This window comes from Aeromonas sp. FDAARGOS 1410 (genome assembly GCF_019048745.1).
Classification (GTDB): domain Bacteria; phylum Pseudomonadota; class Gammaproteobacteria; order Enterobacterales; family Aeromonadaceae; genus Aeromonas; species Aeromonas jandaei.
Genome location: NZ_CP077401.1, coordinates 2,008,732 through 2,032,183, shown reverse-complemented (window position 1 = coordinate 2,032,183; position 23,452 = coordinate 2,008,732). Strand labels below are relative to the sequence as shown.

Below are 23,452 nucleotides of genomic sequence, written 5' to 3'. Positions count from 1 at the left end.
CCCCTTCGTCACATTAGAGGATGTTATGCAGCGGCTGTTGTTTGGTTTTTGTGCTCTTTTCTCTCTGGCGGCTCACGCCGCCCCGCTGACGCCCCCTCAGGGTGGCCAGTACGCCATCATAGTGCAGGGCAACAACGGCGTTGAGTTTGCCCGTCATGCGGATCAGATGATCGCCCCCGCCTCCACCATGAAGGTGCTCACCGCGCTGGCGGCCCGCCTTGAGCTTGGCGCCGACTTCCGCTTTGCCACCGACATTCAGGCCCAGCCCGGCGCCAAGCAGGGCAACGTCATCAATGGCGATATCTGGATCAACTTCGTCGGCGACCCCACCCTGTCACGGATGGATCTGCTGGCCCTGTTCAAGCAACTTGGCGTCAACCAGATCAAGGGCAACGTCTACGTCAATACCGGCGCCTACAACGGCTACGAGCGCGGTAACGGCTGGTCATGGGGGGATCAGACCCTCTGCTTCGCCGCTCCCGTCTCCTCGGTCATCATCGACAAGAACTGCGCCTACGGCACCATTACCGCGACCCAGATCGGCAAACCGGCGGTTGGCAATGTGGCCACCGGCGTACCCATCGGCATCGGTGCCGACAACGTGGAAGTGATGAGCTACGCCGACATGGCGCGCCAGTTCTGCGCACTGGAAGTGGACATGGCCAAGGGCAACTTCTACGAGCTCAAGGGCTGCATCACCCCGAACAAGGATCCGCAGGGTCTGCGTTTCGCCATCCACGACGTGGAAGCCTGGGGCTGGGACAACATCCGCTGGGCGATGGACCGTGCCGGTATCAAGCATGACGGCCTGCTGCGGGTCACCCACAAGGCACCGGACAACGCCGAGACGCTGGGCACCCACTACTCGGTCTCCCTGCCGGTGATGCTGGCCAAGATGCTGAAGAAATCGGACAACCTCTATGCCGATACCTTCCTCAAGACCGTGGGCCGCCACTACTACAACAAGCCGGGCAGCTATCGCAGCGGCACCATGGCAGTGCGCGCCATCCTGACCAAGAACGGTATCGATCTGGGCAACGCCACCCTGGCCGACGGCTCCGGCCTCTCCGCTCACAATCTCATCAGCGCCCGCCAGATGCTGTCGGTGCTGAACTTCATCCAGAAAAATGATGCCGAGCTTGGCCTTATCAAGCTGCTGCCAAGCTCGCAGGTGGATGGCACCCTGGCGTGGCGCCGCAGCGTCACCGCCCCCATGATGAAGAACAAGGTGCACGCCAAGACCGGCACCATCACCGGCACCTCCAACCTGGTGGGCTTTATCGATACCGCCGGTGGCCAGCGCAAGGCCTTCGTGATGTTCCAGCGTGGCCTGTCGCAAGACCCGGCGACCCACGAGCGCTACCGCGCCAGCAAGGCCCCCTGGCCCTGGACCGTGTTCGAGAAGGGGGTGCTGGAGAGCATCTACCAGCAGCAGCCGATCCAGATTGCCGACGAGAACTGAGGCAATAGAAGCGCTCGAATCACGGTATCGACAATTTCAACTTTAAGTCGTGACGAGGGGGGGATATGCTGTCCCCTGCCTCTTATCAATGGCCTGACCTGACGGTTTCACACAACGGCCTCACCAACGGAGAGAAAAGATGTTTGCAGTGATTTTTGGTCGCCCCGGCTGCCCCTATTGCGTTCGTGCCAAACAGATTGCCGAGCAGCTGGTTGAACAGCGCGATGATTTCAAATTCCGCTACGTCGATATCCACGCCGAAGGCATCACCAAAGAAGATCTGGCCAAGAGCGCCGGCAAGCCGGTCAACACAGTGCCGCAGATCTTCCTGGACGAGCAGCACATCGGTGGCTGCACCGATTTTGAAGCCTACGCCAAAGAGCATCTGGGCCTCTATCAGCAGTAATGCCTCTGTCGCTGGCAACAGCGCAAAAAAATCCGGCGCCATTGGCGCCGGATTTTTTATGGGGCAATCACAGGATCACGGCGTCAGCGACTGAGCAGCAAAGCGCGCAATGATGGGGTTGTGATCGGAGCTGTCGGTCGCCGGTGAACTCACCTCGACCAGATCCAGATTGCGGTAGTAGAGGTGATCCAGCGGACGACCGAAAGCGGTGCGGCGCAAGTCAGGCACCGGCACGGCCTCCTGCAGACCCAGCTCTTCAACCAGCTTGCTCAACCAGAACTGGCGCTTGTCGCTCCAGGTGTTGAAATCACCGGCCAGGATCACCGGCCCCTGATGGCGGCGCACCAGCGCGGTCAAATCATTGAGCTGCTCGCGGAAGGTGGCCATCCCCAGTTCGAAGTTGACCGCATGGAGGTTGATCACCAGCACGCCGTCAGGATCGCCCTGCAGCGGATAGAGGCTCACCAGCCCGGATTTGGGGATGCGCAGCAAGGGTTCGGGGGAGCGCACGCCACAGACGAACGCCTGCGGGGTCTTGGCCACCGTCATCACCCCGAACGAGACGCCGCCCTGAGTGAAGGCCTGCAGCTGTTGCCACTGGAAATCACCGGCGCGCAGCCAGTCGAGCATCTCGGGACGGGTGGCCGACTCTTGTAGCAGCACCAGATCCTGCCCCTTGGCGTAGCTGTCCATCCCCTCGCGCCAGTTCTTGCGCTGTCCCTTGTAGAGGTTCCAGACCGTGATGCCGAATTCACGGGGCAGCGCCGTGGTCGCCAGCGCCACCAGCGGCGGACGCTGGCAGTCGATACCCGGCACAATCCCATCGGCCGTGACCAGATGGTTCTGATCCGGCACCTCGAAACAGCCTACCAACCCCAGGGTCAGCAGGGAGGTGCCAAGAATGCGATAACTATTTTTCATCGGCTAAACCGCCCGCCTTTGCTTTGTATCTTGACCATCACAAACGTCATCAACGCCGACTAAGCTGATAGTCCCTGTTCCACTCAACCAGAAGGACGCTGTCTCATGGCGAAAGAACTTCGGTACAACGTGACGTTTTATGATCAACAAGGAAACTGTCATCAAGTGGAGCTGGCCACCGTCTACCAGATAAGACGGGACCCTCAATGCGATCTCTGTCTGTTCGACACCCTTCAGTATGTAGGGTCAGAGGAGATGCTGGAACGCATGATACGGCAAAAAACCGGGCTTGAGCAGGAAATATCCATCATCAACGCCCGGCTTATTTGATCAGGCACTCACCGGAACCGGGCGGGATTTGCCGTGTTCGTCGATGGCGACATAGGTGAAGATCCCCTCTGTCACACAGTAGCGCTGGGCGTCGTTTTCCCGCAGTACCGGCTTGACCCACACTTCCAGCTTGAGCTTCATGGAGCTGCGGCCGATCTTCATGCAGCGGCCGTAGCAGCAGACCACATCACCCACCTTGACCGGACTGTGGAAGGTCATGCCTTCGACGGATACGGTACAAATACGTCCTTTTGCCAGCTCCTTGGCCATAATGCCCCCACCTATATCCATCTGGGACATGATCCAGCCACCAAAGATGTCGCCATTGGGGTTGGTATCGGCTGGCATTGCCAGGGTTCTCAGCAACAACTCCCCATCGGGGTGACGTTTTGTATCTACCATCATTACCGCCTCTCTCTCATGGATGGCGGCATGATAGGGGGCGATCACCCCCTTGGCAAACCTCAATTGCCCGAGGCGGCGAGCTCGGCAAACCAGTGGGCCGGATCGGGCCAGCGATAGTTGAATCCCATCTGCTGGCAAATCAGCTGACCGTCGATAGGCTGAAATTCACCGGCAGGCTCGATAAAGACCGGCACAGGCAGCCCCTGCTGGCGCGCCGCAAAGGGGTAGAACTGCTCGCGGCGCGGATGCACCGGCGCGCTCAGGTTGAAGACATCCCCGTCCTTGCCCCGCTCCAGCAGCAAGATGCAGGCCGCCACCACATCGTCCAGATGGACCAGATTGACCGACTGGGCACCGCCATCGAGAGTCTTGCCCGCGAGGAAACGGCCGGGATGGCGATCCGGGCCATAAAGGCCGGAGGGGCGCACTATCATCACCACCTCGAAACCGGCCGCCAGCACCGCCTGCTCCGCCGCCAGCATCCGCTCGCCACGGGCATGGCGGGGTTTGGGCGGTTCACCCTCCTGCTGCCCCGCTCCCCATACCGAGGTGGCGCTGACAAACAGTACCCGCCGGGTGCCATTCGCTTTGGCAAGCGTGCAGGCCCTTGCCACCGCCTGCGGATAGTCATCGGTCTTGCTCGGCGGTACGCAAATAACCAACGATTCGCAGGGGATGGGCCACGGCGCTTGTTGATCAGCAACGGGCATCTCGGCAGAAATCGTCAGCGGATGAGCATCGATCCCCTCCCCCTGCAAACGGGCCGCCTTCTCGGCGCTGCTGACCGTCACCGCCACCGGCTTGCCTGCCGCCAGCAGGGCCCGCGCCAGCGGCAGCCCCAGCCACCCCGCCCCCAGAATGCCGATCGTCCCGGCGATATGTTGTTCTGTCATCGTCCCGTCTCCTGCTTGACGCTATTTGCCCCGCAGCTTACCTGCCTTGGAATAAAAAGATAGCTTTGGCCTGCAGATAGACAAATGCCGCCAATAGTGGCGGCATTTGTCTATCTGCCATATATGAGTTTAAAGCCATAGATGTATTCTAATAAGAACCGTAAATACAGTCTCACATTCAGCTATTGCTCTGTTGAAAATAGTTGCTGGCATTTATTTACAAACTATATTTTTCAAAATACTGTTCCATTACTTCATCTCCCTGAAGTTCCCTGCTTAGTAATCGTAGCCGTTGAATGTTTTTATCATCACCATCATATGGAACATCTGTATAACCTCTAGGTAGCCCCCCACAGGCTTCTACATCCTCAATTGACCAGCCAAGCTGAGAAAGACCTTCAAGAGTAAATAACGCCCTTGGATCAACATAGACCCAATAGTCACGATAACATGCTTCAACAACCTTTAATATATCGATGAAGTAATTTTCAGCTAAGTGTATTACATCTCCTGAAGGCGCTTCTTTTAATCTATCAATAGAGATAAAGAATGAAACATGCCGGAACATTCCATCTATAATAGCCCCTGAGTGACCGACAGGAACCTCACCTACCTTTTGAAGATAATTCCGTAAATCAACAAAATACCTAGCCAAGTCATTAGATTTTAAGCATTCTTGATGTGGCTTATACCAATCATCAAAACCAGGATATTTAGACATAACCGCCTGCAAAGAAAATGTAATACTCCTTGCTGCGGATGCAAATGCGCTTAATAAAAATGAAAATTCTTCATCAAGCCCTCTCGAATCTTTTAGCTTATCTAAAAAATAATCAGCCTCAGCAACTTTGGTTGCAACAATGTGAAAGCCTCTAGATGGAAATTCATATTTTTCAGTATGCACACAGCCTCCCTCTTTACTACTTATCACTGTATTTTCACACTAAGCATTACGTATCATAAAATACTATAATTAAATATACTAAACAGTCCTATTTACCATGTGGTTAAGAATTGGCCAAACATACATTTAAGTTATCTAAACAGACATTTCAAAATCATCCATAAGCGGGCCAATGGCCCGCTTGTTTATATTTCACTCACCTTATCCTCACACCGGCGGATGGAAATGGCTGGCTTCGCGGGTGGCCATCTCCTCGTAGGTGGCCCACTTCTGCCACGCCACTTTTTGCGCCACCTGCATCAGCCGCTCGGCCTCCTCCGGATGGCTCTGGGCCAGCACCCGATAACGGGTCTCCTCCTGCCGGTATTCAGCGAGGGGGATGGAGGGGCGCAGGCTGTCAAGACTGAAGGGGTTCTGCCCCGCACTGCGCAATACCGGGTTGTAGCGCATCAACGGCCAGTGACCGGAGGCGACGGCCCGTTTTTGCTGGGTCAGGCCAAACTCCATATCGATGCCGTGGGCGATACAGTGGCTGTAGGCGATGATAAGCGACGGGCCCGGATAGGCCTCAGCCTCACGCAAGGCCTGCAGCGCCTGCTGCGGGTTGGCACCAAAGGCGATACGGGCAACATAGACGTTGCCGTAGGAGATGGCTTGCAGCGCCACATCCTTCTTGGCCAGCGTCTTGCCCCCCGCCGCGAACTTGGCGACGGCACCGAGCGGCGTCGATTTCGACATCTGGCCGCCGGTGTTGGAGTAGACCTCGGTATCCATCACCAGCACGTTCACATCGCGCCCGGAGGCGAGCACATGATCGAGCCCCGATGAGCCGATGTCATAGGCCCAGCCATCGCCGCCGATGATCCAGACCGAACGGCGCACCAGCTGATCAATCAAGGAGAGCAGCTCGCGGGCCTTGCCAGATTTCACCTCTTCCAGCCGCTCCCGCACTTGCGCGACCCGGGTGCGCTGGGCACGGATCTCCGACTCCAGCCGCTGCGGCGCGCTAATCAGGGTATCGACCAGCTCGGCGCCCAGCTCCCCCTTCATCGCTTCAAGGGCCGCCACCGCCTGACCGTGATGCTGATCGGCGGTGAGACGAAAGCCAAAGCCAAACTCGGCGTTGTCCTCAAACAGGGAGTTCGACCAGGCCGGCCCCTTCCCTTCACCGTTCTTGGCCCACGGGGTGGTCGGCAGGTTGCCGCCGTAGATGGAGGAGCAGCCGGTGGCGTTGGCCACCAGCATGCGGTCGCCAAACAACTGGGTCAGCAGCTTGAGGTACGGGGTCTCGCCACAACCAGCGCAGGCACCGGAGAACTCGAACAGGGGTTCGAGGAACTGGGTGCCGCGCACCGTGGAGAAGTCCACCCGCTCGCGGGCAGGCCAGGGCAGGCTCTCGAACCAGCGCAGCGCCTGTTTCTGGCCAGCCAGATACGGCGCCTTGTCCATCATGGCGATGGCGCGCTCGCCTTCATGGCTCTCATCCGCTCCGGCCCGCACCGGACAGGCCTGCACGCACTGGCCGCAGCCGGTGCAATCTTCCGGATAGAGCTGCAATGTGTAGCGGCTGTCGGGGAACCCCTTGGCGGTGACGGGTACCGACTGCGCCGCCTCGGGGGCGGTCGCCAGCCAGTCCTGATGGTAGAACTTGGCCCGCAGCGCCGCGTGGGGGCAGACAAAGACGCAGTTGCCGCACTGGATGCAGATATCCGAATGCCAAATCGGGATCTCGCGGGCGATATCCCGCTTCTCGAAGCGACTGGTGGCGGTGGGGTAAGTGCCATCCACCGGCAGCATGGAGACGGGGATCAGATCGCCGCGCCCCGCCAGCATCTCGCCGGTCACCCGCTGGACAAACTCGCTGCCACCCGGTGCCAACGGCAGCGGATAGTCGCTGATCTGCTCCTCACCGGCCAGGATGGCCACCTGATGGAGGTGGGCCAGGGTGTCATCCACCGCCGCGAAGTTGCGCTCAACCACCTCGGGCCCCTTGCGGGCATAGCTCTTCTCGATGCTCTCCTTGATCAGCGTAATCGCCTCATCCCGCGGCAAGATGCCAGCCAGCGCGAAGAAGCAGGTCTGCATGATGGTGTTGATGCGATTGCCCATGCCGTTGCGCTCGGCCACCCGATCGCCGTCGATGCAGTAGAGGCGGATATCGAGGGCGCGGATGCGGGCGCGCAGCCGCTCGGGCAGCTCGGCCCAGACACGGTCAGGCTCATAGGGAGCATTGAGCAGCAGGGTCGCCCCTTCGGCGGCATGCTCCAGCAGATCGACCGACTCGACAAAGCCCCACTGGTGGCAACCGATAAAGCTCGCCTGCTCGATAAGCCAGGGGGCGTCGATGGGCTCGGGGCCAAAGCGCAGGTGGGAGACGGTGCGCGAGCCCGACTTCTTGGAGTCGTAGACGAAGTAGCCCTGGGCGTGGAAGCCCTCCAGCTCGCCGATGATCTTGATGCTGTTCTTGTTGGCGCCCACCGTGCCGTCGGCGCCGAGGCCGAAGAAGAGCGCCCGCACCCGACTGGCGGGCTCCAGATCGCCGATGGGGTGCCAGGCCAGACTGAGGCCCGACACATCATCGACGATCCCCACGGTAAAGCGGGGGCGCGGCGCATCGGATGCCAGCTCCTCGAACACAGCCGCGCACATGGCAGGGGTGAACTCTTTGGAAGATAGGCCATAGCGACCGCCACTCAGCCACGGCAGCCGCTTGATAAGGCCGCGCTGCAAACCGTCGATCAGCGCGCTCTGCACATCCAGCAGCAGCGGCTCGCCACCTGCCCCCGGCTCCTTGGTGCGATCCAGCACCGCCATGCGCCGCACGCTCTGCGGTAGCGCATCAAGCAGCGCCTGTACCGGGAAGGGGCGATAGAGGCGAATGACCAGCACACCGGTCTTGCGATCCTGCCGATTGAGCCAATCCACGGTAGTGCGGGCGGTGGCCGCCCCCGAGCCCATCAGCACGATGACGTCGGTGGCATCGGGCGCACCGTGGTACTCCACCAGCTGGTAGTGGCGGCCGGTCAGCTCGCCGAGGTTGTCCATGCACTGCTGCACCCGCGCCGGTACCGCCTCGTAGAAGGGGTTGACGCTCTCGCGGGACTGGAAATAGGTATCCGGGTTCTGGGCCGTGCCGCGCATCACCGGATGATCCGGGTTGAGGGCCCGGGCGCGGTGGGCGCGTACCCAGTCGTTGTCGATCAGCGCGCGAATTTCATCTTTATGCAGCGCGGTGATCTTGTTCACCTCGTGGGAGGTACGGAACCCGTCGAAAAAGTGGATAAAGGGCACCCGGCACTGCAGGGTGACGCTGTGGGCGACCAAGGCCAGGTCCTGCGCCTCCTGCACCGAGCCGGAGGCGAGCATGGCAAAGCCGGTGCTGCGCGCCGCCATCACATCCTGATGGTCGCCAAAAATCGACAGCCCCTGCGCCGCCAGAGAGCGGGCCGCCACATGAAATACTGCCGAAGTCAGTTCACCGGCGATCTTGTACATGTTGGGCAGCATCAGCATCAACCCTTGGCTGGCGGTGAAGGTGGTGGCGAGCGCCCCCGCCTGCAGGGCGCCGTGTACCGTGCCGGCCGCCCCCCCTTCGCTCTGCATCTCTACCACGGTGGGGATGTTGCCCCACAGGTTGGTCTGCCCTTCTGCCGCCCAGGCATCGGCCAGTTCGGCCATGGTCGAGCTCGGGGTAATGGGGTAGATGGCACACACTTCGCTCAGCTGGTACGCCACCCGGGCCGCGGCTTCGTTGCCGTCAACCATGATCAGTTCATGTTTCATTGGGACTCCTCCGGTTGGCGCAGCTCGATGGCGTGGCAGGGACACTGGTCGTGGCAGGCACCGCAGCCGGTGCAGCGCTCGGCATCCACCTGATACCCCAGACCCGGCCCCAGCTTGGCGATGGCCTGCTCGGGGCAACTGCCGTAGCAGCCGTCGCACTCGAAGCAGTTGCCACAGGAGTAGCAGCGCGCCGCCTCGTAGCGGGCGGCCGTCTCGTCCAGTCCGCCGATGATCTCGCCAAAGTCGTCCCGCGCCGAGGGCGGTTTAACCGGCTGGCTGCTGGCTGGCGCATGGGTCTGGAACCAGAGTTGCAACTGCTCCGGCCCCACCAGCGGGTAGGAGAGCGGTTTGTGGTAGTGGCGACCACGCAGCCAGGCATCCATATGGCGCGCCGCCTTCTTGCCGTGGCCGGTGGCGATGGTGACGGTGCGCTCGGAGGGCACCATGTCGCCACCGGCAAAGAGGCCGGGCACATCCGTCATCAGGTTTTCGCCAACCTGCACCACCCCCTCCTTGTTGACCCGCACGCCGGGGATGCTCTCCAGCACGCTCAAATCAACTTCCTGACCGAGCGCCAGGATCAGGGAGTCCGCTTCAAGGGTTTCAAACTTGCCGGTGGGCACCGGTTTGCCCTCGGCATCCAGCGCCATCACCTCCACTTCGATGCTGGTGCTATCGAGCTGGCGGATAGTGCGCAACCAGTTGATCTTGATCCCCTCCTCCTCGGCCTCATCGGCTTCGAAGGCGTGGGCAGGCATATGGTCGCGGTCGCGGCGGTAGATGATCATCGCCTCTTCCACCCCAAGGCGACGGGCGGTGCGGGCCGCGTCCATGGCGGTGTTGCCACCGCCGTAGATGGCCACCCGCCGTCCCAGTTTGGGCGGTGGCAGTCCTTTCTCTTCGGCCAGACTGGCCTGCTCGAGGAAACTCACCGCATCGAGGATCTTGCCCGCCTCCCGGGCCGGAATATCGACCCGCTTGGCCAGATGGGCGCCGATGGCCATAAAGACGGCGTCAAAGCCCCCCTCGTCGCGCTCGCGCAGCACATCCTCCACCTTGTGGTTGAGAGTCAGCGTCACTCCGGCAGCCACGATACGGGCTACCTCCCGATCCAGCACATCGCGAGGCAGACGGTAAGCGGGAATACCGAAGCGCAGCATACCGCCCGCCAATGGCCCCGCTTCGCGGATCTCCACCTGATGGCCAAGCCGGTTGAGGTGCCAGGCGCAGGAGAGACCGGAGGGACCGGCGCCAATGACCAGCACCTTCTTGCCGCTGGCAGGGGCAGGTGGCGCTGGCTGCCAGCCACGGGCCAGCGCTTCGTCGCCGAGGAAGCGTTCGATGGCATGGATAGAGACGGATTCATCCACCTGCCCGCGGTTGCAGGCGCTCTCGCAGGGGTGATAACAGACCCGGCCATGAATGGCGGGCAAGGGGTTCTCTTCGATCAGGGTCTGCCAGGCAGCTTCAAAGCGACCGGCCTGCGCCAAAGAGAGCCAGGCCTGGATATTTTCTCCGGCCGGGCAGGCGTGATTGCAGGGTGGCAGGGCCGGCCGCCAGACGGGTAGCCGGGTACGCACCGGGCCTGTTCCCGTTTTCAGGGAGAGATCCGGCAATGGGGTCATGTCCAGTTGTTTGCTCATACATTGCTTTCTTCTTTTTGTGTGACAGGCCCCACCCGATGGCGCTTGATACCGTTTAGCCGAGGCGGACGGTGGCCGGATGAGGAAGAAGCGAAAGCGTTAGAAACTGGGAACTGACCTGATAATGGCGGCTTTTTTGTACTGATTAGCGAATCAGGATCAAAAAATGTTGCATTTAATGGGTGGTTTTAAACAGAACGTGACCGGGATAACATCTTTCCCGCTTGACTCCACTCCTTATCTCGCCAAGGTTGCGGTCAAGCGGGCAAAAACCGGATAGCCCGGTTGCCCCTCTGCGATTTTTTGCAAAAAAAACTGCATCTATCGAACCCGCATCTCTGCGCCCCGTAAAGAGATTGCCCCTCGCAGTTGGAACCGTTATGTTCCCCTTTTTCCAGGCGAAAGCGCCGCTTCACAAGGATACGAAGATGCCAAGGCTAGACAGCATTCACCTCTACCCCATCAAATCGACCGCCGGCATGCCTCAGACACGCGCCCGGGTCACCCAGGAGGGGCTCGCAGGGGATCGCCGCTACATGGTGGTCAAGCCTGATGGCACCTTCATCACCGCCCGTACCCACCCCCAATTGCAGCAGGTGGTTGCAACTCCAGTTGCAGGCGGCCTGCAACTGAACTATCCGGGGTTCGAGCCCCTCGCCCTGCAAGAGTCCGACTTCAGCCGTGCCCCGCAAGCGACAGGGGTCTGGGGCGACCGCTTCACCGCCCTGCATACCACCCCCATCGCCGACAGCTGGCTGAGCCGGGTCGCTGGCGAACCGGTAGCGCTGCTTTGGCTCGGTGCAGAGTCTGACCGCTTTCGCGAGAAGACCGGCACCCGGGTCAGCTTTGCCGACGGTTATCCGCTGCTGCTGATAAGTCAGGCTTCGCTGGATGATCTCAATCTGCGCTCCGATGCGCTGCACCAGATGAGCCAGTTTCGCACCAATCTGGTGGCGAGCGGCACCCGCCCCTTCGAGGAGGACAGCTGGGTGCGCATCCGCATCGGCGAGGTGGAGTTTCAGGTCGCCAAGCCCTGCAGCCGCTGCATCATGACCACAGTGGAAGCGGGCACCGATCGCTTCAATGCCCTCAAAGAGCCGCTGGCGACCCTCACCCGTTACCGGCGAGGCGAGGATGGCGAGGTCTACTTCGGCCAGAACCTGATCGCCCTGAACGAGGGGTGGATTGAAGCAGGTAGCGAGATCGAGGTACTGGAGCGCAAGCGCCCAGCCCCCTACCCTGACGGCGCACCGAAAAAGCGCGAGCTGATCTGCGTGGCCCGCGAACCGCTGGCGCGGGATCTGGAGACCTTCTGGTTCGAAGCCGCCGATGGCGAGCCGCTGCCCGACTACCTGCCGGGCCAGCATCTGCCCATCAGCCTCGATATCAAACACGAGCGGGTTCAGCGCCGCTATACCCTGAGCTCTACGCCGGATCGGCCGGAGCGCTACAGCATCAGCGTCAAGAAGGTCGGGGGTGGTCGCATCTCACACTGGCTGCACCAGCAGATGCAGGTGGGCAACACCCTGCTGGCCGCAGCGCCGGCTGGCGAGTTTCACCTTGGTGCCGAGCGCTCGCTTCTGCTGCTCTCGGCAGGCTCCGGCGTCACCCCCATGCTGGCGATGGCCCGCACTCTGGCCCTGCGCGGCGAGCTCGGCGATGTCCACTTCATGCACCTGTGCCGCAGCGAAGCGGATATTCCGGCAGCCAGCGAGCTGCACGCCATGGCGCAGCAGGGGATGACCCTCACCATTATCCTGAGCCAGCCGGACAGTCACTGGCAGGGGCAGCAAGGGCGGCTCGGCGATGAGCATCTCGAGCTGGTCAAAGGGTTGGCCGGACGGGAGGTGTTTATCTGCGGCCCCCACGGCTTTATGGCCGATGCGGCGGCAAAAGTGGCTGCGCGCGGCGTGCCTGCCGCACGCATCAGACAGGAGAGCTTTGGCGGCGCCATTCTCTCGGTTGCCCGCGCTCATCAGCCAGTGCAACTGCGCATCGGTGAGCGGGAGTTTGCCGGCAACAATCAGGGCACCATCCTCGATCAGGCCAGCAAGCAGGGGGTGGATCTCCCCTGGAGCTGCCGCGCCGGCATCTGCGGCAGCTGCAAGCAGACGCTGGTCTCGGGCGAGGTGGCGCATCCCGACGCCCCCGCCATCAGCGCCGCCGAGCGAGCCGAGGGCAAGATCCTCACCTGCTGCGCAGTGCCGCTGACCGACCTCGTTATCAAATAAGGTGATAGAGCCGCGATAATGCGCGGACAATGAAAAACGGCTGCCGAGGCAGCCGTTTTGCTTGGTAGCAACTGGCGAGATTAACCGCGCAGAGCGGCGATCCGCTGTTCGATGGGCGGGTGGCTCATGAACAGCTCGCTCATGGAGCGCTTGCCGTTGATGCCAAAGGCCATCATGGAGCCTTCCAGTTGCGGCTCGGCACCGCGGGAGAGGCGCTCAAGGGCGGCGATCATCTTGTCGCGACCGGCCAGCTTGGCGGCACCGGCATCGGCACGGAACTCACGCTGACGGCTGAACCACATGACGATGATGGAGGCGAGCACGCCAAACACCATCTCCAGCACGAACACGGTGATCATGTAGGCAAAACCGCCGGTGCTGCTGCTCTCTTCATCGTTGTTGGAGCTGAAGAAGTTGCTGATGACGCCAGCCACGATGCGGGCGAAGAACATCACGAAGGTGTTCACCACCCCCTGGATCAGGGTCAGGGTCACCATGTCGCCGTTGGCCACGTGGCTCACCTCGTGGGCCAGCACAGCTTCGGCCTCGTCGCGGCTCATGCTGTAGAGCAGGCCGGAGGAGACGGCCACCAGCGAATCATCGCGGCGGGCACCGGTAGCGAAGGCGTTCATCTCGGGAGAGTCGTAGATCCCCACTTCCGGCATCTGGATCCCGGCTTCACGGGCCTGACGGGCCACAGTGCTCACCAGCCAGTGCTCGGTCTCGTTGCGGGGCTGCTCGATCACCTGGACGCCATAGCTGCGCTTGGCCATCCACTTGGACATCAGCAAGGAGATAAAGGAACCGCCAAAACCGAACACGGCACAGAAGACCAACAGGCCGGAAATGCTGGACTTGTTGATACCCAGAACCGAGAACAGGATATTGAGTACCACCCCCAGCACCAGCATGACGGCCAGGTTGGTCACCAGGAATAGTATTATTCGCTTCATATTGACTCCTTGTGAGAATAACGGACATGGCCGGGGTTCATTGAACCTCCCTATCACCATGTTATGGATGGCATTTTAGGGAGATTCGATGAATGTTCGCTGAATATGCCGTCACAGCAGTGGCGAGATATCGAGGCGGCCCTGCAGGTTAGCTTCAAACGGATTGTTTATAAAGGGAATTTCCCCCAGAAACGGAGCTGGCAACAAGCCCCTGAGGGTGTCCAGATTTTCCTGATAGTGGCTCATCGAGCTGTGCAGCCGATTAATAACCCAGCCTGCGACCGGCAGCTGATCGTTGCGAATGGCGGCAAAGGTAAGCAGGGCATGGTTGAGGCAGCCAAGCTTGGCCCCCACCACCAGAATCACCGGCATGTTCTCCTGCTTCACCCAGTCTGACAGCAGGTGCTTGCGATCCAGCGGCAGATACCAGCCCCCCGCCCCCTCGACGATGGCAAGCTCGGCCCCCGCCTGTTCAATTTTTCGCAGCCCCTCGCTCAGCCCCTGCAGGCTGATGGGCTGGCGCGCCTCGCTGGCCGCGATGTGCGGCGCAATCGGCGGCTCATAGGCATAGGGGTTGACCGTCTCGTAAGGCAACGGCAGGCTCGCCGCCTCCTGCAACAGGACGGCATCGAGGTTGCGCAGCCCCTCGGGCGTGCGGGCACATCCGGCCGAGACCGGCTTGTAACCCGCGCACTTGATTCCCTGTGCGCTGAATTCCCGCAGCAGGGTGCGCGCTACCAGCGTCTTGCCTGCGTCCGTGTCGGTGCCGGTGATAAAGAATGACTTCATAATGCTCTCTCCTTGGCAGGAGAGGGCCCAACGCGCCCCTCCCCCTCATACTCTGGCTGGTTCAGCAAGGTTTGCCGAGCCGGCCCAGACAGACCCGGTAACTGGCCACCAGCTGGCCATCGGGCTGACGAAATGCTTCATACGCCTGAGCCAGCCGCTGCAATCTGGCGCGACCGCTCAGTCCAGCCGGTGCACAGCGGGCACACTCATCATTGATCTGATTTGCCCCGATCCCCTTGAGATCGCGCAACAACTGCGGCAATTCAAGATAGGCAAGATCCCAGTTTCTGCACTCAAGCCCCGGGGCAATGGCGCCCGCCGAGAACAACGCCTGCTCCAATTGTGGCAGGCCAAGGAAGCGGTTGACATGGGCTCGGCCATCTACTTGCTGCCAGGCGGCGCGCAGTTGCCAGAGCGATTCATCGAGCAGGGTGGAGAAGAAGATCTGGCCGCCGGGTTTGACCACCCGCAGCAGCTCGGCGAAGGCCTGCTCCGGTCGCTCGCACCACTGCAGCGCGAGGCTGGAGAATACCCAGTCGAACACGTTATCGGCAAAAGGGAGCTGCTCGGCATCGCCGCAGAGCAGGCGGGCGCCGCTGCCACGCAAGGCCGCCTGCTCCAGCATGCCGGGAGCGAGATCCAGCCCGGTCAGTCCGGCGCAGCGGGTGGCAAGATGAGGCAGGAAGAAGCCGGTGCCGCAGCCCAAATCGAGCCCGCAGCCCCGACGCTCCTCACGTACACCAGCCGCGTTCATCAGCTCGAGCAGCGCCAGCCCCACCTCCTGCTGAAAACGGGCATGGGCGTCGTAGTGACGAGCCGCCGACCCGAAACGGCGGGCGAGCTGCGCCTTGTCCACCGTTTGAAAACGCTCAGCCATGGCGAGCCTCCCCAACCGTTGCCTCTGCAGGGCAGGCACCCAAGGCATCGAGCAGGCGATCCACATCCTGCTCGCGGTGGGCTGCACTCAGCGTAATGCGCAGCCGGGCCGTACCGACCGGCACGGTGGGCGGGCGGATGGCACCAGCCCAGACGCCGCGATCCCGCAGTCGCTCGGCCAGTTGCAAAGCAGCAGAGCTCTCCCCCACCAGTAGCGGCTGGATAGGGGTACTGCTGACCCCGAGTTGCCAACCCTGCCCCTCTGCCCCTTGCCGGAAGCGGGCGATGAGCTTACCAAGATGGGCGCGAGCCTCATCGGCGGCACGCACCAGCTCGATGCTCTTGCTGACCGCGCAAGCCTGCGCTGCCGGCATATGGGTGCTGTAGACATAGTGGCGGGCGAAGTTGACCAGATACTCCACCAGCTCGCGACTACCGCCAACAAAGGCACCGGCGATGCCAAGCGCCTTGCCAAAAGTGCCCATCTGGATGTGTACGCTGGCTGGATCTACTCCCTGCGCCGCCAGCGTGCCGCGCCCCTCGGGGCCCAGCACGCCGAGACCGTGGGCATCGTCGATCATCAGCCAGTTGCCGCTCCGGGCTGCCAATGCCGCGAGTTCACCCCAGGGGGCCTGATCCCCATCCATGCTGAACACCCCTTCCGAAACAATCAGTCCGCGATTTGGCTCAATCTGCCGTTCAAGGGCAGCCATATCGTTGTGACCAAAGCGCTTCATCTTGCAGGGGAGCTGGCTGCCCATCTCCTGCAGGGAGGCGTGGTTGAGTTTGTCCTGCCACAGCAGGTGTTCCTTGCCGAGCAGCGCTTTAAGCACCGCCTGATTGGCCGAAAAACCGCAGTTGAAGAGCAGCACCGCCTCCACCCCGAGCCAATCGGCCAGGGTCTCCTCAAGCTCTTGGTGGGCACGGCTGTAACCGGTCACCAGCGGCGAGGCGCCGGCGCCCGCGCCATAGCGCTCAATCCCCGTGTTGAAAGCTGCTTTGATGGCGGGGTGATCCGCCAGACCCAGATAGTCGTTGGCGGAAAAGTTGAGGTAGTCGCGCCCCGCCACCCTGAGCCGCCCGCCACTCGCCCCGTAGGTCGCGATGCGATTGCGCAGCAGACCCGCCAGCTCGCGCTCGGCCAGCGCCATGCCCAACCCAAAGGGGCCCGTTACTGCAGGGCCGTTCATGACTGCGCGGCCCCGGCTCGGGGGCGGGTAGCGTCATAAAACATTTCGGCAGGTTCGTTCTGGCGGCTCACCTCGGCCAGCAACTCCTCTTCTTGAACCTGATCCGGCTTCTGGGCCCGCTGGGCGGGACGAATGCCGAGCCGCTTGAACAGCTGCATATCGCTGTTTTCGTCCGGGTTGGGGGTGGTCAGCAGTTTGCAGCCATAGAAGATGGAGTTGGCGCCCGCCATAAAGCACATCGCCTGCATCTGCTCGTTCATCTTCTCCCGCCCGGCGGAGAGGCGCACATGGGAGGCCGGCATCATGATCCGCGCCACGGCGATGGTGCGGATAAATTCGAACGGATCGAGGTTCTCCTGATCCTCCAGCGGCGTCCCCTTTACCTTGACCAGCATGTTGATGGGCACACTCTCCGGGTGGCGCGGCAGGTTGGCCAGCGCCATCAACAGGCCCGCCCGATCTTTCGCCTGCTCACCCATGCCGACGATACCGCCGGAGCAGACCTTCATGCCGGCGCTGCGCACATGTTCCAGCGTATCGAGCCGATCCTGATAGGTGCGGGTGGAGATGATCTCGCCGTAAAACTCCGGCGAGGTGTCGAGGTTGTGGTTGTAGTAATCAAGTCCCGCGGCCCCCAGACGCGCCGCCTGATCGGCGGTGAGCATCCCGAGCGTCATGCAGGTCTCCATCCCCAGCCCGCGCACCTCCTCGATCATCCGGATGATGTAGGGCATGTCCTTCTCTTTGGGGTTGCGCCAGGCGGCCCCCATGCAGAACCGAGACGAGCCGTTGGCCTTGGCTTCGCGGGCCCGCTCCAGCACCTTCTCCACCTCCATCAGCCGCTCGGCCTCAAGGCCGGTGTGATAACGGGCGCTCTGGGGGCAGTATTTGCAATCTTCCGGGCAGGCACCGGTCTTGATGGAGAGCAGGGTGCTCACCTGCACTTCGTTCGGGTCGAAATGAGCGCGGTGGACACTCTGGGCCTGAAACAGCAGATCGTTGAATGGCAGGGCAAACAGGGCCTGAACCTCGGCGAGGGTCCAGTCATGACGAAGGGCGTGACCACCCGTGGTGAGAGCATTCATACATGGCTTCCGGTTGTTATTGGTGGGATCCTGCGCCCGCCATCCTTGCAAAAGGTCTTTGCAAGAGGTCCTTGCAAGAGGTCCTTGCAAGAGCGTGAGCGCAAAACCCGCTGCCGGGCTCGTGCGAATCGAGATCTGCGCAGAGCCAAGTGGCTGAAATTGTTGGCTAGTGTAGAGAGCCCGCGTAGACTGTCAACACCGACCAGATCAAGCAAATTGACAACAGAATAACAAATGAACAACCAAGAATTCGACCTGCACCATGTGTGGCACCCCTACACCTCTCTCACTCACCCCCTGCCCTGCTATGAAGTGACCAGCGCCAAGGGGGTGAAGATCACCCTCAGCGACGGCCGTGAACTGGTGGATGGCATGAGCTCCTGGTGGGCTTGCGTGCACGGCTATCAGGTGCCGGAACTGGACGCCGCCGCCACCGCCCAGCTCGGCAAGATGTCCCACGTGATGTTTGGCGGCCTGACCCACGCCCCGGCGGTCGAGCTCTGTCGCAAACTGGTGGAGATCACCCCGAAGGGACTGGATCGGGTCTTTCTGGCGGATTCCGGCTCGGTAGCGGTGGAAGTGGCGCTCAAGATGGCGCAGCAGTACTGGCACGCCAAAGGGACGCCCAGAGCCAAATTTGTCGCCCTGCGCAGCGGCTATCACGGCGACACCTTCGGCGCCATGAGCGTCTGTGACCCGGATGGCGGCATGCACGAGCTCTACAAGGGATTCCTGCCGGAGCACCATTTTGTCGAAGCGCCGAGCTGTCGCTTCCACGCCGAGTGGGACGAGCAGTGCGTGGTGGAGCTGGCCACACTCATGGCGGATCATCACGAGGAGATCGCCGCCATCGTGCTTGAACCCATCGTGCAAGGGGCTGGCGGCATGCGCTTCTACCATCCCCGCTATCTGCAGTGGGTACGCGCCCTGTGCGACGAATTCGGCGTGCTGCTCATCGCCGACGAAATAGCCACCGGCTTTGGCCGCACCGGCCAGCTGTTTGCCTGCGACTGGGCGGGGATCAGCCCCGACATCATGTGCCTGGGCAAGGCGCTCACCGGCGGCTACCTCACCCTCTCGGCGACCCTCACCACCGAGCATGTCGCCCGCACCATCTGTGACGGCAAGGCGGGAGTCTTTATGCACGGCCCCACCTTTATGGGCAATCCGCTTGCCTGCGCGGTGGCCAACGCCTCCATCGAGTTGTTGCTCGCCTCGCCGTGGCAGGAGCGGGTGCGCGCCATCGAACATCAACTGCGTACCGAGCTGGTGGAATTGACTCTCAACCCGGCGGTGGCGGATGTGCGGGTGCTCGGTGCCATCGGGGTGGTGGAGATGAAGGAGCGGGTGGACGTGGCGCGCATCCAGCGCAAGTTTGTCGAACTCGGCGCCTGGATCCGCCCCTTTGGCAAGCTGGTCTACCTGATGCCTCCCTTCGTGATCACCCCCGAAGAGCTTAGGGTATTGACCTGTGCCATCAGCCAGGCGATTGCCGAGGGCGAGTTTTAAACATCATCGCGGGCGGCCTCACCGGTCGCCCGTCTGTGGCATCCCCATTTGATATATAAAGAGGGCAAGTTTATGCACCTCACAGCCCGTTCACTTGCCGGAATGTGAGCAAAACACCAGACCTGAGGCGCCAAGAGGGGTAGACTGCTGCGGTTTTACCATCAAGAAAGATTGCTCATGCGCCTCTCCATTGCTGCCAAAATCAACTTTTTCCTGCTCTTCATCTTCTCCATGGTACTGGTCTTCTCCGCCGCCTATCAGGCGGTGCGCGAGCGCGATCTCATCCTGAGCCTCATCAAGGAGCAGAGTCAGGAACAGACCGAAGCCTACTTTGACGGTCTCAACATGCTGATGCTGACCGGCAAGATGGATGCCCGCGACACCCTGCGCGCCAAGTTTCTCGAGCACGCTCATGTGGAGGATGCCCGCATCGTCCGTGGCGACGCGGTGAGCAAACAGTTCGGGCCGGGGCGCCCCGCAGAGCAGGGCAAGGATGACTATGACCAGCTGGCGCTGGCGGGCAAAGGGAGCCTGGAGGTAGTGCACAACGGCATGCACAGCCGGCTGGTGGTGACCCGTCCGCTGCTGGCCAAGAAGGATTTTCGCGGCACCGACTGCACCAGCTGCCATCTGGTGCCGGAGAATACCGTGCTCGGCGCCGTCCGTTTTGATTACTCTCTCGACTCCCTCTTTACCCGGGTCGAGCAGAATATCCTCACCTCGGCGCTGATCCTCACCGGCATCTTCGGGCTGGGGCTGTTGCTGACCCTCTGGGTCATCCGCACCTGGATCGTCCGCCCTCTCAACCAGCTGACCCGCTCCATGGAAGAAGCCACCGATATGCATGACTTCGGCCACCGGCTGGAGGGGGACGATGGCGACGAGATTGGCCGGCTGGCGCTGGCCTACAACCAGATGCTCGACAGCGTGGAGCGCCAGCTTGGCAAGCGTCCCGCTTGCAGCAAGCGGGATCATGAACAGACCCGTACTACGGGCCAACCAGAAGACTAGAGGTAGTAGAAGAGCAGGCAGGCGATAAGGACAAGCAGGAGGATCGCCAGATGGACGTGCCGGGCATCCTCCCGGCGGCGATGACGCTTGCGGCCAACAAATAGCGCCACCAGGGTCAGCAGACAGCAACCCCACAGCCCGTGCAGCAGCCAGGGGGTAAAAACCGGATCCCATCCGGCCCTCACGCTCTCGCCGCCATAGACCAGAAAACCGTAAGCTCGCTCGGGACGGGCGTGGTGATAGATAGAGAGCAGCACGATAAAGCCACCCCAGCAGAGCAGTACCAGCCCCTGCAACAGCCGTGTCAGCCAATCGGGCCCCTGCCGCCGATCTTTCACTCACCTCTCCTGCCCCGCGACCCCATATCGGGTGAACCATGCCGAAAACCCCACCAGAGTCCGACATTTTTGCTTGTTTATCAAACCCGCGCGGGTAAGATTAACGGCTTAGTCTGCCATGATGGGCCCATGATTGCCCGGGCCAGACCCATAGCGCTGCAAAGAACAAGCTGGAGACAATATTTCGATGACGCACGCATCCGTAGTTGATGTGCTGACCGGTAAACATGCGGTTGGCACCACCCTGACTGTACGAGGGTGGATCCGGACTCGCCGTGATTCCAAGGCGGGGATCTCATTTTTGGCCATTTCCGATGGCTCCTGTTTCCATCCGGTACAGGCCGTCGTCCCCAATACCCTGGCCAATTACGAGAATGAAGTGCAGCGTCTGACCACAGCTTGCTCCGTGGAAGTGACTGGCGTCGTGACCGAATCTCAGGGCAGCGGTCAGGCGTTCGAACTGCAGGCTACCGAAGTCAAGGTCGTCGGCTGGGTCGAAGATCCGGACACCTACCCGATGGCCGCCAAGCGCCACAGCATCGAGTACCTGCGTGAACAGGCTCACCTGCGCCCGCGCACCAACATCGTTGGCGCCGTGACCCGGGTTCGTCACTGCCTGGCTCAGGCCATCCACCGCTTCTTCCACGAAGAGGGTTTTGTCTGGGTAGCGACCCCGCTCATCACCGCCTCTGACACCGAAGGTGCAGGCGAGATGTTCCGCGTCTCTACCCTGGATATGGAAAACCTGCCGCGCACCGACGCCGGCAAGGTGGACTACAACGAAGATTTCTTCGGCAAAGAGGCCTTCCTGACCGTATCCGGCCAGCTGAACGCCGAAACCTACGCCTGTGCCCTCTCCAAGGTCTACACCTTCGGCCCGACTTTCCGCGCCGAAAACTCCAACACCAGCCGCCACCTGGCCGAGTTCTGGATGGTGGAGCCGGAAGTGGCCTTCAACAATCTGGAAGATAACGCCGCGCTGGCCGAAGCCATGCTGAAGTACGTCTTCAACGCCGTACTGACCGAGCGCCGCGACGATCTGGAGTTCTTTGCCCAGCACGTGGACAAGGATGCCATCGGCCGTCTGGAGCGTTTCGTCTCCTCCGACTTCGCCCAGATCGACTACACCGACGCCATCGAAGTGCTGCAGAACTGCGGCAAGAAGTTCGAGTTCCCGGTCTCCTGGGGTATCGACCTCTCCTCCGAGCACGAGCGCTATCTGGCCGAGGAGCACTTCAAGTCTCCGGTAGTCGTGAAGAACTACCCGAAAGATATCAAGGCCTTCTACATGCGCCTCAACGACGACGGCAAGACCGTTGCCGCGATGGACGTACTGGCTCCGGGGATCGGCGAGATCATCGGTGGCTCCCAACGTGAAGAGCGACTGGAGGTGCTGGATGCTCGCCTGGCCGAGATGGGCCTGAAGCAGGAAGATTACTGGTGGTATCGCGATCTGCGCCGCTACGGCACCGTGCCGCACTCCGGTTTCGGTCTGGGCTTCGAGCGTCTGGTGGTCTACGTAACCGGTATGGGCAACGTCCGCGACGTGATCCCCTTCCCGCGTACCCCGCGTACCGCCGAGTTCTGATAACGACAACCTGTCGCACAGATCTGAAAAGCCGACCTTTGGGTCGGCTTTTTTATTGCCCGCTTTATGGCGATACTCAGGATCAATCGGCACAAGGGATCTGTAGCCCATGGGATATCGTCTGCTTCTGTTACTGTTACTGCTCTCTCCCCTGCGGCTAATGGCCGAAACCGTCCGCCTGACCACGCTGGAGTGGCCCCCGTTTACCACCCAGAGCCTGCCCGATGGCGGCCTCACCGGTCATATCGTCAAGCGCGTCTTTGCCGAGGCGGGGCTGGAGGTGGAGTTCGATTTTTTCTCCTGGCAGCGGACGGTGTGGCTCGCCTCCGATCCGGCCCACGGCTATATCGGCTACTTCCCCGAGTATCTGGCCGACAACCAGAGCGACAAGTGGCGCATCTCCGCCAGCGTGGGGGACAGCGTGCTGGGGCTGGCGCAGAAGGCGGGCAAGCCCATCCCCTGGCAACGGCTTGAGGATCTGGTGCCCTACCGGATCGGCGTGGTGGCGGGCTACGTCAACACCCGGGAATTTGACGCAATGATGGCGAGCCAGCAGCTCCACACCTTTGCCGTGGATGGCGATCACCTCAACCTGCGCAAGCTGCAGCGCGACCGGCTCGACCTCGCCGTCATCGACCGGGATGTCTTCTATTGGCTGATCCGCCACGATGACAAGCTCCATCCCGAGCAGCTCCAGTTCAATCCGAAGATCCTCGAGCACAAGAGCCTGCACATCATGTTCCGCCCCGATCAGCAGGCATTGCAGCAGCGGGTGGACAAGGCGCTGGCCAGACTCGATATCCAGAAACTGAGCGAGGAGTACCAGCGCCGCTATCTGGCCGATAAATAAGGACTCTTTCGGAATGAGCGGCAAAAGGCCGCCACTGCCGAAAAAAATACCCGAAGAGCCCCCTTTTTACCCCTCTTGTCCTCCTGCCAACCATCTGCAACCCGTTTTCATTTGTCTCCCTTCCTCCATGCTTTTGCACCATCCTATCGGGCAAGATGCCCCAGCTTAAGGGATGGCAACCGGATGAAAAAATGATGAATTTGTTATTAGGTGGTTTTTAAGTGGTTTAATCAAAAATTCATCGAGTTATTGAAGTAACTCAATTTTTTCACTTTTGCAGGGGAG

20 protein-coding genes are annotated in these 23,452 nt (G+C 61.2%); 8 read left to right on the top strand and 12 right to left on the bottom strand.

All coding sequences use genetic code 11. The annotated features are described in order from the left end of the window. The first annotated feature begins 25 nt into the window (after nucleotides 1-25). The gene (dacB, locus tag I6L40_RS09650; RefSeq protein WP_216995356.1) at nucleotides 26-1,462 is read left to right on the top strand and encodes a D-alanyl-D-alanine carboxypeptidase/D-alanyl-D-alanine-endopeptidase; all 1,437 of its coding nucleotides are present in this window, start codon (nucleotides 26-28) and stop codon (nucleotides 1,460-1,462) included. A gap of 139 nt (nucleotides 1,463-1,601) precedes the next feature. Then, the gene (locus tag I6L40_RS09645; RefSeq protein ID WP_033113477.1) at nucleotides 1,602-1,868 is read left to right on the top strand and encodes a GrxA family glutaredoxin; all 267 of its coding nucleotides are present in this window, start codon (nucleotides 1,602-1,604) and stop codon (nucleotides 1,866-1,868) included. Between the two features lie 75 nt (nucleotides 1,869-1,943). Here the strand turns inward: I6L40_RS09645 and I6L40_RS09640 are convergent, their stop codons facing one another. Then, a complete protein-coding gene (locus tag I6L40_RS09640) occupies nucleotides 1,944-2,789 on the bottom strand; it encodes an endonuclease/exonuclease/phosphatase family protein (protein ID WP_042032407.1) in 846 nt (281 codons plus the stop codon). 105 nt (nucleotides 2,790-2,894) lie between these two features. On the opposite strand from I6L40_RS09640, the gene I6L40_RS09635 reads away from it, so the two are divergent. Beyond that, complete coding sequence (locus tag I6L40_RS09635) at nucleotides 2,895-3,119, top strand: hypothetical protein (protein ID WP_005337874.1); 225 nt, start codon at nucleotides 2,895-2,897, stop codon at nucleotides 3,117-3,119. Here the strand turns inward: I6L40_RS09635 and yciA are convergent, their stop codons facing one another. The 5 genes from yciA to I6L40_RS09610 form a co-directional block, all read right to left on the bottom strand. Then, nucleotides 3,120-3,524 carry an acyl-CoA thioester hydrolase YciA gene (gene yciA, locus I6L40_RS09630; RefSeq protein WP_033113469.1) on the bottom strand — a complete coding sequence of 135 codons (405 nt, stop codon included), beginning with the start codon at nucleotides 3,522-3,524 and terminating at the stop codon, nucleotides 3,120-3,122. Nucleotides 3,525-3,583: 59 nt separating this feature from the next. Beyond that, complete coding sequence (locus I6L40_RS09625) at nucleotides 3,584-4,417, bottom strand: NAD-dependent epimerase/dehydratase family protein (protein ID WP_216995355.1); 834 nt, start codon at nucleotides 4,415-4,417, stop codon at nucleotides 3,584-3,586. 217 nt (nucleotides 4,418-4,634) lie between these two features. Further along, nucleotides 4,635-5,321 (bottom strand): hypothetical protein, encoded by a 687-nt coding sequence (locus I6L40_RS09620; protein WP_216995354.1) that lies wholly within the window; start codon nucleotides 5,319-5,321, stop codon nucleotides 4,635-4,637. Between the two features lie 207 nt (nucleotides 5,322-5,528). Continuing rightward, entirely contained in the window at nucleotides 5,529-9,104 is a 3,576-nt protein-coding gene (nifJ, locus tag I6L40_RS09615; protein ID WP_216995353.1) for a pyruvate:ferredoxin (flavodoxin) oxidoreductase, read from the bottom strand. Beyond that, a complete protein-coding gene (locus I6L40_RS09610; RefSeq protein ID WP_216995352.1) occupies nucleotides 9,101-10,747 on the bottom strand; it encodes an NAD(P)-binding protein in 1,647 nt (548 codons plus the stop codon). The genes nifJ and I6L40_RS09610 overlap by 4 nt, the downstream gene beginning before the upstream one ends. A gap of 428 nt (nucleotides 10,748-11,175) precedes the next feature. Here I6L40_RS09610 and I6L40_RS09605 point away from each other — a divergent pair, with 428 nt between their 5' ends. After that, nucleotides 11,176-12,978, top strand: a complete 1,803-nt coding sequence (locus I6L40_RS09605) for an MOSC N-terminal beta barrel domain-containing protein (protein ID WP_254204093.1) — start codon at nucleotides 11,176-11,178, stop codon at nucleotides 12,976-12,978. 80 nt (nucleotides 12,979-13,058) lie between these two features. Here the strand turns inward: I6L40_RS09605 and htpX are convergent, their stop codons facing one another. The 5 genes from htpX to bioB form a co-directional block, all read right to left on the bottom strand. After that, nucleotides 13,059-13,931: a protease HtpX gene (gene htpX, locus I6L40_RS09600; protein WP_041208392.1), complete on the bottom strand. Its 873-nt coding sequence runs from the start codon at nucleotides 13,929-13,931 to the stop codon at nucleotides 13,059-13,061. A 111-nt stretch (nucleotides 13,932-14,042) separates the two neighbouring features. Then, complete coding sequence (gene bioD, locus I6L40_RS09595) at nucleotides 14,043-14,723, bottom strand: dethiobiotin synthase (protein WP_043851316.1); 681 nt, start codon at nucleotides 14,721-14,723, stop codon at nucleotides 14,043-14,045. Nucleotides 14,724-14,781: 58 nt separating this feature from the next. Then, nucleotides 14,782-15,597 carry a malonyl-ACP O-methyltransferase BioC gene (bioC, locus tag I6L40_RS09590; protein ID WP_071911780.1) on the bottom strand — a complete coding sequence of 272 codons (816 nt, stop codon included), beginning with the start codon at nucleotides 15,595-15,597 and terminating at the stop codon, nucleotides 14,782-14,784. Beyond that, nucleotides 15,590-16,786 carry an 8-amino-7-oxononanoate synthase gene (bioF, locus tag I6L40_RS09585; RefSeq protein ID WP_071911782.1) on the bottom strand — a complete coding sequence of 399 codons (1,197 nt, stop codon included), beginning with the start codon at nucleotides 16,784-16,786 and terminating at the stop codon, nucleotides 15,590-15,592. The genes bioC and bioF overlap by 8 nt, the downstream gene beginning before the upstream one ends. After that, entirely contained in the window at nucleotides 16,783-17,871 is a 1,089-nt protein-coding gene (bioB, locus tag I6L40_RS09580) for a biotin synthase BioB (RefSeq protein ID WP_071911784.1), read from the bottom strand. Before bioB ends, bioF begins: the two co-directional genes overlap by 4 nt. A 234-nt stretch (nucleotides 17,872-18,105) precedes the next feature. On the opposite strand from bioB, the gene bioA reads away from it, so the two are divergent. Beyond that, nucleotides 18,106-19,380, top strand: coding sequence for an adenosylmethionine--8-amino-7-oxononanoate transaminase (gene bioA / locus I6L40_RS09575; RefSeq protein WP_071911786.1), 1,275 nt, complete (start codon nucleotides 18,106-18,108; stop codon nucleotides 19,378-19,380). Nucleotides 19,381-19,557: 177 nt separating this feature from the next. Next, entirely contained in the window at nucleotides 19,558-20,391 is an 834-nt protein-coding gene (locus I6L40_RS09570) for a HAMP domain-containing protein (RefSeq protein WP_156852154.1), read from the top strand. Here I6L40_RS09570 and I6L40_RS09565 read toward each other — a convergent pair. Beyond that, nucleotides 20,388-20,729, bottom strand: a complete 342-nt coding sequence (locus I6L40_RS09565; RefSeq protein ID WP_216995350.1) for a hypothetical protein — start codon at nucleotides 20,727-20,729, stop codon at nucleotides 20,388-20,390. The genes I6L40_RS09570 and I6L40_RS09565 overlap by 4 nt on opposite strands. A 187-nt stretch (nucleotides 20,730-20,916) precedes the next feature. Between I6L40_RS09565 and asnS the strand changes: the two genes are divergently transcribed. After that, nucleotides 20,917-22,317 carry an asparagine--tRNA ligase gene (gene asnS / locus I6L40_RS09560; RefSeq protein WP_042032530.1) on the top strand — a complete coding sequence of 467 codons (1,401 nt, stop codon included), beginning with the start codon at nucleotides 20,917-20,919 and terminating at the stop codon, nucleotides 22,315-22,317. Between the two features lie 109 nt (nucleotides 22,318-22,426). After that, the gene (locus tag I6L40_RS09555) at nucleotides 22,427-23,167 is read left to right on the top strand and encodes an ABC transporter substrate-binding protein (protein ID WP_041208382.1); all 741 of its coding nucleotides are present in this window, start codon (nucleotides 22,427-22,429) and stop codon (nucleotides 23,165-23,167) included. The last annotated feature ends 285 nt before the right edge of the window (nucleotides 23,168-23,452 follow it).

Bases quoted from the DNA above. Each gene is read 5' to 3' on its own strand.
- dacB (WP_216995356.1), top strand. From the start codon at position 26: ATGCAGCGGCTGTTGTTTGGTTTTTGTGCTCTTTTCTCTCTGGCGGCT.
- I6L40_RS09645 (WP_033113477.1), top strand. From the start codon at position 1,602: ATGTTTGCAGTGATTTTTGGTCGCCCCGGCTGCCCCTATTGCGTTCGT.
- I6L40_RS09640 (WP_042032407.1), bottom strand. From the start codon at position 2,789: ATGAAAAATAGTTATCGCATTCTTGGCACCTCCCTGCTGACCCTGGGG.
- I6L40_RS09635 (WP_005337874.1), top strand. From the start codon at position 2,895: ATGGCGAAAGAACTTCGGTACAACGTGACGTTTTATGATCAACAAGGA.
- yciA (WP_033113469.1), bottom strand. From the start codon at position 3,524: ATGATGGTAGATACAAAACGTCACCCCGATGGGGAGTTGTTGCTGAGA.
- I6L40_RS09625 (WP_216995355.1), bottom strand. From the start codon at position 4,417: ATGACAGAACAACATATCGCCGGGACGATCGGCATTCTGGGGGCGGGG.
- nifJ (WP_216995353.1), bottom strand. From the start codon at position 9,104: ATGAAACATGAACTGATCATGGTTGACGGCAACGAAGCCGCGGCCCGG.
- I6L40_RS09610 (WP_216995352.1), bottom strand. From the start codon at position 10,747: ATGAGCAAACAACTGGACATGACCCCATTGCCGGATCTCTCCCTGAAA.
- I6L40_RS09605 (WP_254204093.1), top strand. From the start codon at position 11,176: ATGCCAAGGCTAGACAGCATTCACCTCTACCCCATCAAATCGACCGCC.
- htpX (WP_041208392.1), bottom strand. From the start codon at position 13,931: ATGAAGCGAATAATACTATTCCTGGTGACCAACCTGGCCGTCATGCTG.
- bioC (WP_071911780.1), bottom strand. From the start codon at position 15,597: ATGGCTGAGCGTTTTCAAACGGTGGACAAGGCGCAGCTCGCCCGCCGT.
- bioF (WP_071911782.1), bottom strand. From the start codon at position 16,786: ATGAACGGCCCTGCAGTAACGGGCCCCTTTGGGTTGGGCATGGCGCTG.
- bioB (WP_071911784.1), bottom strand. From the start codon at position 17,871: ATGAATGCTCTCACCACGGGTGGTCACGCCCTTCGTCATGACTGGACC.
- bioA (WP_071911786.1), top strand. From the start codon at position 18,106: ATGAACAACCAAGAATTCGACCTGCACCATGTGTGGCACCCCTACACC.
- I6L40_RS09570 (WP_156852154.1), top strand. From the start codon at position 19,558: ATGCGCCTCTCCATTGCTGCCAAAATCAACTTTTTCCTGCTCTTCATC.
- asnS (WP_042032530.1), top strand. From the start codon at position 20,917: ATGACGCACGCATCCGTAGTTGATGTGCTGACCGGTAAACATGCGGTT.
- I6L40_RS09555 (WP_041208382.1), top strand. From the start codon at position 22,427: ATGGGATATCGTCTGCTTCTGTTACTGTTACTGCTCTCTCCCCTGCGG.